The 15,672-nt window shown below is 71.2% G+C and carries 19 protein-coding genes; 7 read left to right on the plus strand and 12 right to left on the minus strand.

The features are described 5' to 3' along the window. Nucleotides 1-4: 4 nt before the first annotated feature. Nucleotides 5-412: a DUF2237 domain-containing protein gene (locus QI633_RS21380; protein WP_260805804.1), complete on the plus strand. Its 408-nt coding sequence runs from the start codon at nt 5-7 to the stop codon at nt 410-412. Here the strand turns inward: QI633_RS21380 and QI633_RS21385 are convergent. Next, nucleotides 409-792, minus strand: a complete 384-nt coding sequence (locus QI633_RS21385) for a MarR family transcriptional regulator (protein ID WP_141797524.1) — start codon at nt 790-792, stop codon at nt 409-411. The genes QI633_RS21380 and QI633_RS21385 overlap by 4 nt on opposite strands. A gap of 86 nt (nt 793-878) precedes the next feature. On the opposite strand from QI633_RS21385, the gene QI633_RS21390 reads away from it, so the two are divergent. Genes QI633_RS21390 through QI633_RS21400 form a run of 3 tightly spaced genes read left to right on the plus strand, consistent with a single transcriptional unit; the run spans nt 879 to nt 3,631 of the window. Then, nucleotides 879-2,366: an MFS transporter gene (locus tag QI633_RS21390; RefSeq protein ID WP_282427007.1), complete on the plus strand. Its 1,488-nt coding sequence runs from the start codon at nt 879-881 to the stop codon at nt 2,364-2,366. A 16-nt stretch (nt 2,367-2,382) separates the two neighbouring features. Further along, entirely contained in the window at nt 2,383-3,132 is a 750-nt protein-coding gene (locus QI633_RS21395; RefSeq protein ID WP_222117763.1) for a pyrimidine reductase family protein, read from the plus strand. Next, nucleotides 3,125-3,631 carry a flavin reductase gene (locus QI633_RS21400; RefSeq protein WP_141797522.1) on the plus strand — a complete coding sequence of 169 codons (507 nt, stop codon included), beginning with the start codon at nt 3,125-3,127 and terminating at the stop codon, nt 3,629-3,631. Before QI633_RS21395 ends, QI633_RS21400 begins: the two co-directional genes overlap by 8 nt. Before the next feature lie 24 nt (nt 3,632-3,655). Here the strand turns inward: QI633_RS21400 and QI633_RS21405 are convergent, their stop codons facing one another. The 7 genes from QI633_RS21405 to QI633_RS21435 all read right to left on the minus strand — a co-directional run bounded on the left by QI633_RS21405 (nt 3,656) and on the right by QI633_RS21435 (nt 7,636). Next, nucleotides 3,656-4,102, minus strand: a complete 447-nt coding sequence (locus QI633_RS21405) for an Rrf2 family transcriptional regulator (protein ID WP_282427008.1) — start codon at nt 4,100-4,102, stop codon at nt 3,656-3,658. Nucleotides 4,103-4,136: 34 nt separating this feature from the next. Further along, the gene (locus tag QI633_RS21410; RefSeq protein WP_282427009.1) at nt 4,137-4,886 is read right to left on the minus strand and encodes an SDR family oxidoreductase; all 750 of its coding nucleotides are present in this window, start codon (nt 4,884-4,886) and stop codon (nt 4,137-4,139) included. A 74-nt stretch (nt 4,887-4,960) separates the two neighbouring features. After that, entirely contained in the window at nt 4,961-5,638 is a 678-nt protein-coding gene (locus QI633_RS21415; protein WP_282427010.1) for a hypothetical protein, read from the minus strand. Further along, entirely contained in the window at nt 5,635-6,174 is a 540-nt protein-coding gene (locus tag QI633_RS21420; RefSeq protein WP_282427011.1) for a SigE family RNA polymerase sigma factor, read from the minus strand. The genes QI633_RS21415 and QI633_RS21420 overlap by 4 nt, the downstream gene beginning before the upstream one ends. 46 nt (nt 6,175-6,220) lie before the next feature. Next, nucleotides 6,221-6,544, minus strand: coding sequence for a pyrimidine/purine nucleoside phosphorylase (locus QI633_RS21425; protein WP_141797517.1), 324 nt, complete (start codon nt 6,542-6,544; stop codon nt 6,221-6,223). Next, complete coding sequence (locus tag QI633_RS21430; protein ID WP_282427012.1) at nt 6,534-7,169, minus strand: DNA-3-methyladenine glycosylase; 636 nt, start codon at nt 7,167-7,169, stop codon at nt 6,534-6,536. Before QI633_RS21430 ends, QI633_RS21425 begins: the two co-directional genes overlap by 11 nt. Next, the gene (locus tag QI633_RS21435) at nt 7,166-7,636 is read right to left on the minus strand and encodes a hypothetical protein (RefSeq protein WP_282427013.1); all 471 of its coding nucleotides are present in this window, start codon (nt 7,634-7,636) and stop codon (nt 7,166-7,168) included. Before QI633_RS21435 ends, QI633_RS21430 begins: the two co-directional genes overlap by 4 nt. A 37-nt stretch (nt 7,637-7,673) precedes the next feature. Here QI633_RS21435 and QI633_RS21440 point away from each other — a divergent pair, with 37 nt between their 5' ends. Further along, entirely contained in the window at nt 7,674-8,102 is a 429-nt protein-coding gene (locus QI633_RS21440; RefSeq protein WP_282427014.1) for a (deoxy)nucleoside triphosphate pyrophosphohydrolase, read from the plus strand. Between the two features lie 43 nt (nt 8,103-8,145). Here QI633_RS21440 and QI633_RS21445 read toward each other — a convergent pair whose 3' ends face one another. Beyond that, nucleotides 8,146-9,393 (minus strand): HNH endonuclease signature motif containing protein, encoded by a 1,248-nt coding sequence (locus tag QI633_RS21445; RefSeq protein ID WP_282427015.1) that lies wholly within the window; start codon nt 9,391-9,393, stop codon nt 8,146-8,148. A gap of 222 nt (nt 9,394-9,615) precedes the next feature. On the opposite strand from QI633_RS21445, the gene QI633_RS21450 reads away from it, so the two are divergent. After that, nucleotides 9,616-10,671 (plus strand): M36 family metallopeptidase, encoded by a 1,056-nt coding sequence (locus tag QI633_RS21450; protein WP_282427016.1) that lies wholly within the window; start codon nt 9,616-9,618, stop codon nt 10,669-10,671. A gap of 2 nt (nt 10,672-10,673) precedes the next feature. Here the strand turns inward: QI633_RS21450 and QI633_RS21455 are convergent, their stop codons facing one another. From QI633_RS21455 to nrdR, 3 genes are all read right to left on the minus strand, one after another. Beyond that, nucleotides 10,674-11,252: a DinB family protein gene (locus QI633_RS21455; protein ID WP_141797506.1), complete on the minus strand. Its 579-nt coding sequence runs from the start codon at nt 11,250-11,252 to the stop codon at nt 10,674-10,676. Between the two features lie 107 nt (nt 11,253-11,359). Beyond that, entirely contained in the window at nt 11,360-14,248 is a 2,889-nt protein-coding gene (locus QI633_RS21460; RefSeq protein WP_141797505.1) for a vitamin B12-dependent ribonucleotide reductase, read from the minus strand. 164 nt (nt 14,249-14,412) lie between these two features. Continuing rightward, on the minus strand, nt 14,413-14,904 hold the full coding sequence (nrdR, locus tag QI633_RS21465) for a transcriptional regulator NrdR (RefSeq protein ID WP_141797504.1): 492 nt from the start codon (nt 14,902-14,904) through the stop codon (nt 14,413-14,415). A gap of 387 nt (nt 14,905-15,291) precedes the next feature. On the opposite strand from nrdR, the gene QI633_RS21470 reads away from it, so the two are divergent. Continuing rightward, nucleotides 15,292-15,624, plus strand: coding sequence for a hypothetical protein (locus QI633_RS21470; protein WP_282427017.1), 333 nt, complete (start codon nt 15,292-15,294; stop codon nt 15,622-15,624). The last annotated feature ends 48 nt before the right edge of the window (nt 15,625-15,672 follow it).

Below are 15,672 nucleotides of genomic sequence, written 5' to 3' on the forward strand. Positions count from 1 at the left end.
CCACGTGAGCGAGCCCGGCGGACTGCCCGAGCGCAACGTGCTGGGCGAGGCGCTCCAGCCCTGCGGCACCGACCCGATGACCGGCTTCTACCGCGACGGGACCTGCTCGTGCGGCCCACAGGACGTCGGCGTGCACGCCGTGTGCGCGGTGATGACCGAGGAGTTCCTGGCCCACCAGCAGGCGGTCGGCAACGACCTCTCGACGCCGCGGCCCGAGTGGCACTTCCCCGGCCTGCACCCCGGCGACCGGTGGTGCGTGGTGGCGGGGCGCTGGCTCCAGGCGTACGCCGACGGGGTCGCCGCCCCCGTCGTGCTCGCCTCGACGAACGCCCGGGCGCTGCGCCTGATCCCGATCGAGGCGCTGCGCGAGCACGCGGTCGACGTACCGGACGACCTGAGCGGGCTGGACTAGCAGTCCCAGCTGCCCTCGAGCACCGCGCGGTGCGTGGGCAGCGCCTCGTCGTAGAGCCTCCGGCCGGCGTCGGTGAGGCAGACGAAGACGCTGCGCCGGTCCTGCTCGCAGGCCGAGCGCTCGACGAGACCGTCCTTCTCGAGGCGGGTGATCGCGCGCGAGAGGGCGCTCTGGCTGAGGTGGATGTCGCCGGCGAGATCGGCCATGCGGTACTTGCCGCAATTGGCGTCGACGACCCGGTCGAGGGTCTCGAACTCGCTCAGACCGATGCCGTGCTGGTCCTGCAGCGCCTTCTCGAGCGCACAGCTCACCGCCGCGTGGCGGTCCAGCAGCTGGCGCCACTCGGCGACCAGCGGACTCGCGACAGGGGCCTTCGGCACGCCTGCATCCTAGCCATCGGATGAACTTCATGCAAACGCATTATTTGCGCTTGCATTGAATGCACGTGCATGGAAGTGTGATCCCCATGTCCTCGACGTCCCCCTCCCTCAACTCACCCGCGACCGGCGCGATCCGCTGGACCCGGCGTACCTGGGGCCTGCTCATGACCCTGTGCGTGGTCCTGTTCCTCGACGGCCTCGACGTCTCCATGATCGGCGTGGCCCTGCCCTCCATCGGCGCCGAGCTCGACCTGTCGACCTCGTCGCTGCAGTGGCTGATCAGCGGCTACGTCCTCGGGTACGGCGGCCTGCTGCTCGTCGGTGGCCGCACCGCCGACCTGCTCGGCCGGCGCCGGGTCTTCCTGATCGCGCTGGCGGTCTTCGCCGCGGCGTCCCTGCTCGGCGGGCTCGTCAGCTCCGGCCCGCTGCTCATCGCGACCCGGTTCATCAAGGGCCTGGCCGCCGCGTTCACGGCCCCGACCGGCCTGTCCATCATCACGACGAACTTCGCCGAGGGCCCCGCCCGCAACAAGGCGCTGTCGATCTACACCGTCTTCGGCGCCGGCGGCTACTCCTCCGGCCTGCTCTTCGGTGGCCTGATGACCGGCGTCGGCTGGCGCTGGACCTTCCTGCTGCCCGTGCCGATCGCGCTGCTCGCGCTGGCCGCCGCCTGGGTGCTGGTGCCCCGCGACGAGCCGGTCGAGGAGGGCGGGCACGACCTGCTCGGCGCCCTGACCTCCGGCGCCGCGATGCTGCTGCTCGTCTACACCGTGGTCTCCGCACCCGAGGTCGGCTGGGGCTCGGCCCGCACCGTGCTCTCGTTCATCGGGGTGGCCGCCCTGTTCGCCGCCTTCCTGACGATCGAGCGCCGGATCGCCCACCCGCTGGTGCGGCTCGGCATCCTGCGCAAGGCCACCCTGGTCCGCGCCAGCCTGGCGATCGTCGCGGTCGGCGGCTCGTACTTCAGCTGGCAGTTCATCGTCACGCTGTTCCTGCAGGACGGCCTCGGCTGGTCGCCTCTGCGGCTGGCGCTCGCCCTGCTGCCGATCGGCCTGATGGTCACCCTGTCGGCGGTCTTCTCCGACAAGCTCGTCGACCGGTTCGGCACCGGGCCGATCATCGCGGTGACCATGACCGTGATGGCGGTGGGCTACCTGCTCTTCACGCTCGGTCTCGACACCACGCCGTCGTACCTCGGCATGCTGCTGCCCACGCTGATCCTGATCGGCATCGGCTGGGTCGGCTTCCCGGCCATCAACATCTTGGCCACGAGCGGGATCGACGACGACGAGCAGGGCCTGGCCGCCGGCGTGCTGCAGACCTCGATGCAGGTCGGCGCGGCCATCGTCCTCGCCGTCACGACCGCGATCATCGCCTCCAACGCGAGCGGTACGACGTCGCCGGCCGCGGTGCTCGACGGGTTCCGGCCGGGCCTGGTGTTCGCCACCGCGGTCAGTGCCGCGGGCGCGCTCGTCGCGGTCGGCGGACTGGTGCTCGAGCGGCGTTCCGGCCGTCGTTCCCTGGCCGACGAGCCGGTCACCGAGGTCGACGCCGAGCTCGCGGGCGCGGCCTGACGGCTACCGTCACAGGGTGCGCATCCTCGAGAGCGGCCCCGAGACCGACGACCCCCTGACGCCGTACCTCGCGGTCGACCGGTCCCGCCCCCGCCACGAGTGCTGGGTGACCGGCCACATGGTGGCCGGCCTCGACGGCACCGCGGCGCGGGCGGGGCGGGTGGGCGCGATGTCGACCGACGCGGACCAGGTCCTGTTCCGCCGGATGCGCCAGATCGCCGACGTGGTCCTGGTCGGGGCGCAGACGGTACGCCGCGAGGGCTACGGCCCGGTCCGGCTGGCCGAGGAGGCCCAGGCGGCCCGGGTCCTCCTCGGGCAGCAGCCGGTCCCTCCGGTCGCGGTGGTCAGCCGGTCCCTCGACCTGGACTGGGACGCTCGCGTGTTCGCCGAGGCCGACTCCCGCACCTACGTCATCACCTGCTCCGCCGCCGATCCCGAGCGGGTGGCGGCGGCCGGGCAGGTGGCGAGCGTCGTGGTCGCCGGCGAGGAGCGGGTCGACCCTGCCTGCGCCCTGCGCGCGCTGGCCGCACTCGGGCACCGGGTGGTGCTCTGCGAGGGCGGCCCGCAGTGGCTCGGAGAGATGGTCGCGGCCGACCGCCTCGACGAGCTGCTGCTGTCGGTGTCACCGGTGATCGGCGGTGACCCGCTACCGGTCTGCGTCAACCCGCCCGGCGCCGAGCTGCGTCGGTTCCGACTCGGACACGCCATGGTCGAGGACGACGCGCTGTTCCTGCGCTACGAGCGCGCCGGAGGCCACCATGAGTGAGGACCCCTTCAGCCTGCTGATGGCATCGGCCGACCCGGCGCTGGTGGTGGTCACCACCTCGGCGCAGAACCACCGGGCCGGCTGCCTGGTCGGCTTCCACAGTCAGTCCAGCATCACGCCGGAGCACTACTGCGTGTGGCTCTCGAAGGCGAACCACACCTACCGGGTCGCGCTGCGCGCCCACCGGTTCGGCGTGCACTTCCTCACGAGCGACGACCTGGCCCTCGCCGAGCGGTTCGGGACCCGCAGCGGCGAGGACGTCGACAAGTTCGCCGGCCTCGAGGTCGACCTCCACGACGACATCCCACTCCTCCGCTCCTGCCCGAACCGGATGCTCGTCGAACGGATCACCCTGCTCGACGACGGCAGCGACCACGTGTGCCTCACCTCGCTCGTCCTGGACAGCTGGACCGACGGATCCTTCCGTCCGCTGCGGGTCTCCGACGCCGCGGGTCTCGAGCCCGGGCACGCCAGCGAGGAGCGCGCCATCCGTCCGTGAGTGGCGCGAGCCGTCGCCCCGCCCTCAGATCGTCGCGCGGACCGTGGCGCCGTCGACCGTCGAGGCGAGGTCGGCGATCGTCCGGCCGGACAGCGAGGCGCGCCAGGCCTGCTCCGCCTCGGCCATCACCTGGGCGACCCCGCACATCTGCCGGCACTGCTCCGGCGGCGCCGCGAGCTCGCCCTGCTGGCGGATCTCGGTGCAGCGGAAGGCGGGCTCCGGGCCGTCGATGGCGCGCACCACGTCGAGCACGGTGATGCCGGCCGGATCGCGGGTCAGTGCGTACCCGCCGTCGCGCCCCTCGCTCGGCTGGACGATCCCGGCCCGCGCGAGCGCCTGGAGGTGCTTGGCCAGGTAGGTCTTCGACACCCCGTGCAGCTCGGCGAGCCGGGCTCCGGGCAGCGGCCGGTCGGCCAGGCTCAGCACCACGCAGCAGTGGATCGCCCACTCCACACCGGCCGACAGCTTCACGCGCCCACCCTAGTGTCGGCGCCGGCTCCCGACCTCAGCCGCGTGCGGCCAGCCACTCGTCGTACGTCGTGGGTGCGAGCCAGGCGCCCGCGCCGGGCGTCGGCGTCAGCGCGGCGTCGTCGAGGATCGCGCCGAAGTAGCCGGCCCTCGGGTCCGGGACGACGGTACGACGATCGCCGGTCGCCGCGAACCACCGCCGGACCAGCTCGTCGATGCCCAGCGGCTCGGGACCGGCGAGCTCGACGGTGCCCTTGACCGGCGGCGCGGTCACGACCTCGGCCAGGTGCCGCACGACGTCGGCTGAGGCGATCGGCTGCAGGTGGGCGGGCGTGGCGCGCACGGTGTCGCCGTCGGTCCCGGCGTCGGCGATGCCGGGCACGAACTCGAAGAACTGCGTGGAGCGCACGATCGTGAACGGCACCGCACCGTCGACGACGCCCTGCTCCTGGGCGAGCTTGGCCCGCATGTAGCCGGCGTCGGTGAGCCGGTCGGCGCCGACGATGGACAAGATGACGTGGTGCCCGACACCCGCCTCGGCGCCGGCCTCGACCAGGTGGCGGGTCGAGTCGCGGAAGAACGCGAGCACGTCGTCGTCGGCCCACGACGGCGAGTTGGTCAGGTCGACGACGACATCGGCGCCGGCGACGGCCGCCGCGACGCCCTCGCCCGTGGTGGTGTCGATGCCGGCCTCGCGGCCGAGCGCGACGACGTCGTGACCCTGCTCCTGCAGCCGGTCCCGCAGCTGACCACCGATCAGCCCGGCTCCGAAGATGACGATCCTCATGGCATGCCTCCAAACGTGGATAGTGTTTGTCCGAGATTACTCGGACAAACACTATCCACGTCAAGGCCTGGCGATCAGCCGACGCCCGCCTGCGCCTCGGCGGTGACGGTGACGCCCTCCGCGAACTCGATGACCTGCTGGTCGCTGAGTCCCAGCGACTTCCACGCCTGGACGACGACGCGGTGCTCGCCGTCGTCGTACGTCAGGACCTGGGTGCCGTCCTCGACGGTGCGCATCCAGCCGTCGAGGTCGCCGACCTTCACCGGGGCGCCCTCGGGCTTGCCGGTGACCGACTGCGACTCGAGCATCACGACGAGCTTGTCCTCGAACACGTCGAGGCCGCTGTGGTCGTCGGCGCGGGCGACGTTCAGGTTGAACGGCGTCGCACCCTCCAGCACGAAGCCGGCCGGGACCTTGGCGACGACGAAGCCGGGCTGCTGCTCGCCGGTGTAGGCGACCAGCTGGACGCCACCCGGCTCGCTCACGTCACTCGGGCTGCTCGGGCTGCTCGGTGCCGCGATCGAGGGGGACGTGGGCGGGGTGCGCTCGGCGTTGACCGCGATCGCCGTGCCGATGCCGGCGACGGCGACCAGGGTCAGGCCAGCGGTGCCGGCGCGGAACGCACGGCGCCGCGAAGCGCCACGACCGCGGGCCAGGTCGCGGCGGATGGTCTCGTCGGTGGGGGCGGGGCCGTCGCCGCCGAGGCGGTGCAGCCGGGCGGTGAGGTCGGGGAGCTCGGGGAGGTCGGTCATGACGGGTCTCCTTCGTAGGGGGCGGCCGGGATCGGTGCGGCCTGCGGGAGGAGCTCCCGCAGCTTGGCGAGACCGCGAGCCGTCTGGCTCTTGACCGTGCCCGGGCTGCACCCGAGCGCGTCCGCGGCGTCCTCGACGCTGAGGTCGGCGACATGTCGCAGCACGACCGCAGCCCGCATCCGCTCGGGCAGCGCCCTCAGCGCCGCGAGCAGCTCGGCGTCGACCGGCTCCGCGGCCAGGTACGACGTCGCGGCGGCCCGGTCCGGGACCGCGTCGGTCACCGTCTCCCGGGCCACCGACGGACGGCGGCGGTGGTCGATGAAGGCGTTGACGAGCGCCCGGCGGGCGTACGCGTCGACGCCGCCACGGCGGGTGGCGCGTCCCCAGGCGAGGTACAGCCGCACCAGCACACCCTGGACCAGGTCCTCGGCGAGGTGGTGGTCACCGGCGGTGAGCACCACGGCGGTGCCGAGCAGGTGCGAGCGGCGGCGTCGTACGAAATCCTCGAACTCGGCGTCGCGGGCCTTCGGTCTCATGCTCCCTACACGTGCGGTGGACGTCCCCGGGTTGCATGCTCCCCGATCAGCCGTAGTGGCAGACGTACCCGAGCGTCTCGGTGACCTCGATGTCGAACGACGAGTCGCCCGGCACGCTGAACGACTCGCCCGCGCCGTACTCCTGCCACTCCTGCGCGCCGGCCAGCCGGATCCGGCACCGCCCGGCGTTGAGCTCCATGACCTCGGGCGCGGCGGTGCCGAAGTTCAGGCTGGCCGGGAAGATCACACCGGCGGACTTCCGGGTGCCGTCGGCGAGGAAGAAGGTGTGGCTGACGCAGGCGCCGTCGAAGTAGACGTTGGCCTGCGGGTCGAGGGTGACGTTCTCGTACGTCGGGTGCTCACTGGTCACGGCGCGAGCGTAGTGCTCCCTCACCGTCGGCCGGAGCCCTCGGGCTCCGCTTGTACGCCGACACGGTCGGGTCGCCGGCCAGCCAGAACCGCCAGGGGACGTCGGCGGCCTTGGAGACGCCGACCCGCGGGCCGGAGCTCGTCGGCTTGCGGGTGCGCGTCTCGGGGCCGAGGTGCACGCTCGTGTCGTTCTCACCGCGCTCGGCCAACAGGTCGGTGCCCAGGTCGTCGAGCGTGATGCCGAGGGCCTGCGCGAGGTTGCCCGGCCCGCGCGCGAGGTTGTGGTCACGCTCGGGCGGCGTCTCCCCGCGCCGGAACCGCGCCAGCTCGTGCCCCTCGACCACCTCACCGGCCCGCAGCAGCACCGCCGCCCCGATCTCGGTCGGCCCCGTCACGACGTTCGCGCAGAGATGGATCCCGTAGGAGCGGTAGACATAGAGCCGGTACGCCGGTCCGTACATGATCTCCGAGCGCGGCGTGCGCGTGAACGCGTGCGACGCCGGGTCCTCGCGGCCGCCGTACGCCTCCACCTCGGTGATCCGCACGGTGACCCCGTGGCCGACGATCGTCCGGTCGAGGAGGGCCCGCGCGCGTCGTACGACATCGGCGCGGTGCTGCGCGCTCATGCGTGCTTCCCGGCCAGCGCGGCCCCGGTCCAGGCCTCGTCGCCGCTGACCTCCGCGACGACGTCGAGCCATGCCGGTGGTGGCTGCGGTGTCGTGTCGCCGTCGTCGATCTCGGCCAGCAACGTGCCGTCCTCGAGCTCGTCGACGACGACGTGCAGCCCGTCGCGATGGACGTGGTGCCTCCGCTTGCGCAAGGTGCGCGCGGGAAGCTCGGCCAGGAGCGCCCACTCGGCGTCGTCGAGGTAGAGCGACGTGCACGCCACCTCGCTCGGGTCGTCGTGCAGGCGGACCTTGTGCCCGAGCTTGCGCTGCACCGACCCGTCCGGCTTGCGCACCTCCCGCAGCCGAAGGCGCGCCCCGTCGACGTACCGGTCCTCGATCTCCCACACCTCGCGTACGCCGTCCGGCACCGCAGCCACCAAGAACCGCCGCTCACGCTCCACCACCGCGTACTTCAGGGAGACCATGCGCCCATTGCTACCACCGACCTGCGACCATCGGCGCGTGGAGATCGAGGTCGTCGGCGCCGTCATCGTGCACGACGCCCTCGTCCTGTGTGCCCAGCGCGGCCCCGGCGGCGACGCGGGCGGAATGTGGGAGTTCCCCGGCGGCAAGGTCGAGCCGGGCGAGTCCCCGGCCGATGCGTTGGCGCGGGAGATCCACGAGGAGCTCGGCTGCGTCGTCGAGGTCGGCGCCCCGGTCACCACCACGCGGCACGTCGGGGCTTCGGTCGTCGTCGTCCTGTCGACGTACTGGTGCCGGCTGGTGTCCGGCACGCCCGTGCCGAGCGAGCACGCGGCGATCCGGTGGCTGCCTGCCGATCAGCTCGACGGGCTCGCCTGGGCTCCGGCCGACGTACCTGCCGTCGACCTGGTGGCAGCCCAGGCAGTGCGGATCTCCGCAGGGATCCGTCCCCTGGGCGAGATGTCGTAGTCCTGCTCCAGCGCCCGGGCGGAGACAGGTCGGCCACGACCGCTCACGTCCGCCGGGCGAAGCGGACGTCGCCGTTGGTCAGCAACTCGGGACGGTAGGTGCGGTCGTGGATGCGATGGTGGTGATGACTGCAGAGGCTGACGGCGTTCGCCAGGTCGGTGGGCCCGCCTGCTGACCATGGCTTCCAGTGATGCGCCTCGGTCCACGCCGCCGGGATCGTGCACCCCTCCGCCCGGCAGCGCCTGTCCCGAAGACGCAACGCACGCCGCTGCGCCTTCGAGAACAACCGCATCCGCCGTCCGAGGTCGAGCACCTCCCCCTTCCCGCCCAGCACGGCCGGGATGATCTGCGCCTGGCACGCCAACCGCCGTGCCTCGCTCGCCGAGATCACCTCCTCCCCGTCGCCCGCGATCACCCCCGCCGCAGCGAGGTCGCTCAGCAGCTGGTCGAGCGACATCGTGACCATCACCGTGGTCGCATCCCCACCGTGCTCCGGCAGGCGCTCCGGGTCCAACAGCTCCAGCAACGCCGCGAACGCCTGCGCGTAGGCCCGGTGCTGCGGCACCCTCTCCTCGCGCGCCGCGTCGCTCCCACGCCGGCGTGGCGAGGTGAACGCCTGCAGGTAGTGCTTCAACCGCTCCGCCACCGAGGTCGGCAGCACTCCCGTGATCCGGGTCCGCCCCTCCTCCAGGTCGCGGAACCGCAACGACGCCCTCTCCCGCGCCCGCCGCTCCTCGTCCTCCAGCCGCCGCCCCTCCTCGGCCTCCGCGACCTCCGGCGCCACGACCTCCAAGATCCGCCGCCCCAGCCGCTTCAGCTCCCGTGGTGGATGGTGTGCGGCGTAGCCGACCAGCGTCTGCTCGGCCTGCGCCGCCAGCACCGGTCCGAGCTCAGCCGGCAGCTCCTCGACCGCCTCCACGATCACCCGCGCCTGGGCCGACGACACCGCCCCGGACCGCATCCCTCTGGCCACCACCGCGCGCCGCTCCAACGCCATCGCGAGATGCAGCTCCGCCCGCGCAGCACGAGGATCGGCCTGCGTCGCATGCGCAAGCCACGCCGCCACGTCCCGCGCACCATGCTCGGCGGCGATGTCGTCGCCGGCGGCCAGGATCCGCGCCTTCAGCTCGGCGAGCCCGGCCTCCGCCCGGGCCAGCTCGACCAGCGCGGCCTCCTTCTCCGCGACCGACATGAACACCGGCTGCACGTCCGCGACCTCTGCCAACGCAGCGCCCACCCGCGCGGCACAAGCCACCACCGGGTGTGGCGGAGCAAGCGTGGCGACAGACATCCGAGAAACCTCCCCGGGCGCGCGGACCCGGCATCGTGACAACGGGTCCTCACGTCTCGTGGGCAGGCACCTGTGAGGGAGGCGACCCGCCACAGAAGCGAGCCGGGACGGAACCATCAGCCACACGAGGAGTATTGCTCCGACCTACCCCTATTAGAACACTTGTTCGAATCGAGGTCAAGCCTCTTCACACGTGCTTCCTCCGGCATTAGTGTCCCGAACGTGAAACTTCGCCCGGCCATCGCCGCTCTCGCCGTCGTCCTTCCGTTCGCAGCCATCGCCGCGCCGGCCGGTGCGAAGCCCGCCCCCGGCGTCACCACCGGCAGCGGACTGGTCTTCAAGGTCAACCCGGTGCAGTCCAGCGGCGACGAGTCGCTCGTCGACGCCAAGGACTCGGCCACGGCCGTCCCGACGAGCGAGTACGCGAGCGTCCCGCTGCGCAACCTGGACGGCTCCGGCTACCTGCGCGGCCGGTGGGTCACCGTCGAGTCGGCGACCGGTACGCCGGCGTACTCGGCCAACGGCGTCTTCGACTACAACCGCAAGGACGACCAGTTCGAGCAGGTGATGGCGTACTTCTGGGTGAACCAGGCACAGGAGTACATCCAGTCGCTCGGCTTCGGCTCCACGCTGCGCCCGGTCGTCAAGCAGTCGTTCAGCGTGAAGATCGACCAGTACGGCGGCGACAACAGCTACCAGACCGACAAGCCGTACCGGATCCGCCTGGGCAAGGGCGGAGTGGACGACGCCGAGGACGCCGAGGTGATCGTGCACGAGTACGGCCACGCCGTGCACGCCTCGCAGGTGCCCGGCTACGGCGCGTCGCTCGACGCCGGCTCGATCGGCGAGGCGTGGGGCGACTACCTCGCCGTGTCGGTCGGCCTGGACGCCGCGCAGCAGTACGGCTGGCCGGTGGCGGCGCCCGAGGCGTGCGTGATGGACTGGGACTCGACGTCGTACACCGCCGGGCCGGTGCACTGCCTGCGCCGCCTCGACACCGACCTGACCGTCGCCGACCGCGAGGGCGAGGTGCACTTCGACGGCCAGATCTGGAGCGGCGCGCTGTGGGACGCCCGCTCGGGCTACGAGGCGCTCGGCCTGACCTCGCGCGAATTCGACACCACCGTCATCGACGCCCAGTTCGACTTCGCCCCCGACACGTCCTTCGACGCGGCGGCGACGGCGATCTACGACAAGGCGCTGACCCGCGACGGTGCCGACGCCGCGGCGGTCATCGAGGACGCGTTCGCCGCCCGCGGGATCACGGTCGCGCACTGACGCTAGACGCCCGTCCTCCCGTCGATCCCCTCGCGGAGCAGGTCGGCGTGTCCGCAGTGCTGGGCGTACTCGGTGATCATGCGGAGCACCACCCAGCGCAGATCGACATCTTCGTACCAGTCCAGCGGTCGGGCGGTCTCGTCGAGATCGTGAGCGGCGACGATCTCGCGGGAGACGGCGCACTCGGCTCGCCAGGTCGCCAGGTCGGCGACGAAGTCAGCGTCGGCGGGCAGGTCGAAGTCGAGGTCGGGATTGTCGTCGGCGAAGAACAGGAACGGTACGTCGCGTCGCTCGAAGTTCTGCTGGAACCACCACCGTTCGCATCCCGCGAGGTGGCGGACCAGACCGTGGAGCGAGAGCGTCGACGGCGGCATGGACCTCGCCCGCGCCTGATCGGCCGCCAGGCCGCGACACTTCATCTCCACCGTCGCCCGGTAGTAGTCCAGGTAGGCCGCGAGCGCCTCGCGCTCTCCGGCCACACGCGGGATGCGCGGCCGGTCGTCGTCCGCCCATCGGGGAGCGAACGCGTCGTCTGACAGACCGGACTCCGACCCGACGGCGCCGTCCGTGGAGGTGTCCATGCGCCGCACTCTGCCACGCGCGCACTGCACGCAGAAGGGCCCTCCCCGACGGGGAGGGCCCTTCTGCAGGTCAACCGAGGAGCCGAAGGCTCACCCGGCGTTCGCCGTCAGCTGCAGCCGGAGGTGCTGCCGCAGCCCTCACACACGTAGCAGGAGCCAGCCGGACGCATCTTCGTGCCGCACGTCATGCACAGCGGCGAGTCGACGGCGTGGCCGGTGATCTGCTCGAGGAGCTCGGCGGTGGTCTTGGCGACCTTGACCTCGGGGGCGCCGGCGAGGGGGTCCTCGACCTCGACGACCTCGGCCTCGACGACCGAGGCACCCCTGGCGGCGGGGGCGGTCTCGACGAGCTCGGAGGCGTTGCCGGTCTCCTCGACGGGCTCGTAGGAGCCGGTCTCGAGGTGGCGCTGGCGCTCGTCGGCGGAGTAGATGCCGAGGGCGGAGCGCTCGTCGAAGGACAGGTAGTCCAGCGCCAGGCGGCGGAAGACGTAGTCCATGATCGACTGGGCCATGCGGACGTCGGGGTCGTCGGTGAGGCCGGCGGGCTCGAAGCGCAGGTTGGTGAACTTCGAGACGTAGGTCTCGAGCGGGACGCCGTACTGCAGGCCGATCGAGACGGCGATCGAGAAGGCGTCCATCACGCCGGCGAGCGTCGAGCCCTGCTTGCCGAGCTTGAGGAAGATCTCACCGAGGCTGTTGTCGTCGTGGGCGCCCGAGGTCATGTAGCCCTCGGCGCCGGCGACGGTGAAGGAGGTGGTCCGGGCCTGGCGCGACTTCGGGAGGCGCTTGCGGGTCGGGGCGTAGACGACCTTCTCGACGACCTTCTCCACGACCTTGGCGTCGGCCTCGGCAGCCTCGGCGGCGTCCTTCTTGGCCTTGCCGCCACCGTCGGCCAAGGGCTGGCCGACCTTGCAGTTGTCGCGGTAGATCGCGGTGGCCTTGAGGCCGAGCTTCCACGACTCCAGGTAGATCTGCTCGATGTCCTCGATGGAGGCCGACTCGGGCAGGTTGACCGTCTTCGAGATGGCGCCCGAGAGGAACGGCTGGCAGGCGGCCATCATCAGGACGTGGCCCATGGGCTTGAGCGCGCGCTCGCCCATGGCGGTGTCGAAGACCTCGTAGTGCTCCGGCTTGAGGCCGGGGGCGTCGACGACGTGGCCGTGCTCGCCGATGTAGGCGACGATCGCCTCGATCTTCTCCTCGTCGTAGCCGAGCTTCTTCAGCGCCCGCGGGATGGTCTGGTTGACGATCTGCAGCGAGCCGCCGCCGACGAGCTTCTTGAACTTCACCAGGGAGAAGTCGGGCTCGATGCCGGTGGTGTCGCAGTCCATCATGAAGCCGATGGTGCCGGTGGGCGCGAGGACCGAGGCCTGCGCGTTGCGGAAGCCGTTGGACTTGCCGAGCTCGACGACCTTGGCCCACTCCTCGGTGGCCAGCTTGTGGACCTCGGCGTCGGCGATGTGCAGGGTGCGCACGTCGTCGTTGGCGGCCTGGTGCTTGCGCATCACGCGCTGGTGGGCCTCGGCGTTGCGGGCGTAGCCGTTGTAGGGGCCGACGATCGCGGCGAGCTCGGCCGAGCGGCGGTACGACGTACCGGTCATCAGCGAGGTGACGGTGGCCGCCATCGCGCGACCGCCCTCGGAGTCGTAGCCGAGGCCCATCGCCATGAGCAGCGCGCCGAGGTTGGCGTAGCCGATGCCGAGCTGGCGGTAGTTGCGGGTGGTCTCGCCGATCGGCTCGGTCGGGAAGTCCGCGAAGCAGATCGAGATGTCCATCGCGGTGATGATCAGCTCGACGGCCTGGGCGAACAGCGCCGCGTCGAAGGTGTCGTCCTCGCGCAGGAACTTGAGCAGGTTGAGCGAGGCCAGGTTGCACGAGGAGTTGTCGAGCGACATGTACTCCGAGCACGGGTTGGACGCGGTGATCCGGCCGGTCTCGGGGTTGGTGTGCCAGTCGTTGATCGTGTCGTCGTACTGCAGGCCCGGGTCGGCGCAGGCCCAGGCGGCCTCGCTGATCTTGCGGAACAGGCTGCGCGCGTCGACGGTCTCGATGACCTCGCCGGTCATCCGCGAGCGCAGGCCGAACTCGCCACCGTTCTCGACCGCACGCATGAACTCGTCGTTGACGCGCACCGAGTTGTTGGCGTTCTGGTACTGGACCGAGGTGATGTCCTTGCCGCCGAGGTCCATGTCGTAGCCGGCGTCGCGCAGGGCGCGGATCTTGTCCTCCTCGCGCCACTTGGTCTCGACGAACTCCTCGATGTCGGGGTGGTCGACGTCGAGCACGACCATCTTGGCCGCACGGCGCGTGGCGCCGCCCGACTTGATGGTGCCGGCCGAGGCGTCGGCGCCGCGCATGAAGGAGACCGGGCCGGACGCGGTGCCGCCGCTGCTGAGGAGCTCCTTGGAGGAGCGGATCCGGGAAAGGTTCAGGCCGGCGCCGGAGCCGCCCTTGAAGATGAAGCCCTCCTCCTTGTACCAGTTGAGGATCGAGTCCATCGAGTCGTCGACCGAGAGGATGAAGCAGGCCGAGACCTGCTGGGGAGCGGTCGTGCCGACGTTGAACCAGACCGGGGAGTTGAAGGAGAAGTACTGGTTGGCCAGCAGCCAGGTCAGCTCGTGCTCGAAGACCTCCGCGTCCGCCGCGCTCGCGAAGTAGCCGTGCTCCCGCCCCGCCTTGACGTACGTCGACACGACCCGGTCGATGAGCTGCTTGAGGCCGCGCTCCCGCTCGGGCGTGCCGACGGCGCCGCGGAAGTACTTGGTGGTGACGATCGTGGAGGCGTTGAGCGACCAGAAGTCGGGGAACTCGACCCCGAGCTGCTCGAAGACGGTCTCGCCGGTCTTCCAGTTGGTCTGGACGACGTCGCGCCGCTCCCAGGTGATCTCGTCGTACGGGTGCACGCCCTCGGTGCTGAAGATCCGCTGGATCTTGAGTCCGTTCTTGGCGTAGCGGGCCGTCTCACTGGGCGTCTGGCTGCGGGCCGTCTCGGTCATGGCTCTCCTGGTCTCCTCTGTCGGCGTGCGGTGCGGGTGTCAAGCGGGGGCGTCGGCAATGCGGCAGGAGCGGCGGGCTCCTGCGGACAACGGGACGTGCGAACGGGAAAGGGGAGGGGGTGGCCCGGCAGGCAGCTTCCCCACTACCTGCCGGGCGTCTGTGGTCAGCCCGTCGCGACGGGCCGGGCTCCCTCGGACTGCAGCTGGCGCTCGGCCCGCATCAGGGAGATCTCGTTCTCGAAGTCGGCGGCCGAGTCGAAGCCGCGGTAGACGGAGGCGAAGCGGAGATAGGCGACCTCGTCGAGACGACGCAGCGGCGGGAGGATCGCCAGGCCCACCTCGTGGGCCGCGATCTCCGGACTGCCGGCCAGCCGGAGCTGGTCCTCGACCTCCTGGCCCAGCCGGGCCAGGTCGTCCTCGTCCACCGGGCGACCCTTGCAGGCCTTGCGGACGCCGGCGACGGCCTTCTGGCGGGTGAACGGCTCGGTCGCGCCGGAGCGCTTGAGCACGGTCAGCTGCATGGCCTCGACGGTCGTGAACCGCTTCTCACAGCTCGGCGACTGGCAGACCCGGCGGCGCCGGATCGAGCAGCCGTCGTCGGAGACGCGGGAGTCGAGGACCTTGGTGTCGTGGTGCTTGCAATACGGACAGTGCATGGGTCCCCCTCCTCCCGAGGCTACGAGCTGTGGACAACTCCCCCGCCTGTGGAAAAAGGTGGGGCGAACTGTGCGTTTCCGCTCCGGTCCTGTGGGTGACGATGGGTCGCCCTGTGGACTAGATGTGGAGAACTACATCGTTGTAACTACTAGATGTAGTGGTAACCGTACGCCTCGGCCACCAGCGATGCAAGCGCGGGTCGCCGCGAGTTCGCGAGCGGGTCGACCCGGACGACGTTTGCGCAGGTCACCGCCCACAAAGGCCTCCGGACGAGGACTTCCGGACCGGCGTTTCGCGGCCGCCCGACGGCCCGCCGGGACCTCCCGGAAGCGGTGGAGGGCGCGTTGGCTGAGCATTCCACCCACCCATCAGCAACAATGACCGCCGTGACGGGTGGCAAGCGGGCTGGCGATCGGGCGAAGGCGAAGTTCCGTCCCGCCCTGTTGCTGATCGCCGCCGGCGGCACCGTCTCGATCGTGGCCTGGGGGTACCTCGTGGTCGCCGCCATCGACTTCGGCGCGACCGCGCGCCACGACGGCAAGGCGAGCGCGTGGGCGTTCATGGCCGTGGCCTCGCTGGGCGCCATGCTCTGCCTGTTCCTCACCTTCATGCTGGCCATCCGCCTCTCGCGCGCCCTCGGCATGAGCTCGCACCACCACGAGCCGCGCCCCAAGCGCGACCCCGCCACGCCCAAGGGCGGCAAGCGCGCGGCTCGCTGAGCGCGCGACTCACGCACGCGCGAAGGGCGGGATCCGGTTCGGTCGGAT

It is taken from the genome of Nocardioides sp. QY071 (assembly GCF_029961765.1).
Classification (GTDB): domain Bacteria; phylum Actinomycetota; class Actinomycetes; order Propionibacteriales; family Nocardioidaceae; genus Nocardioides.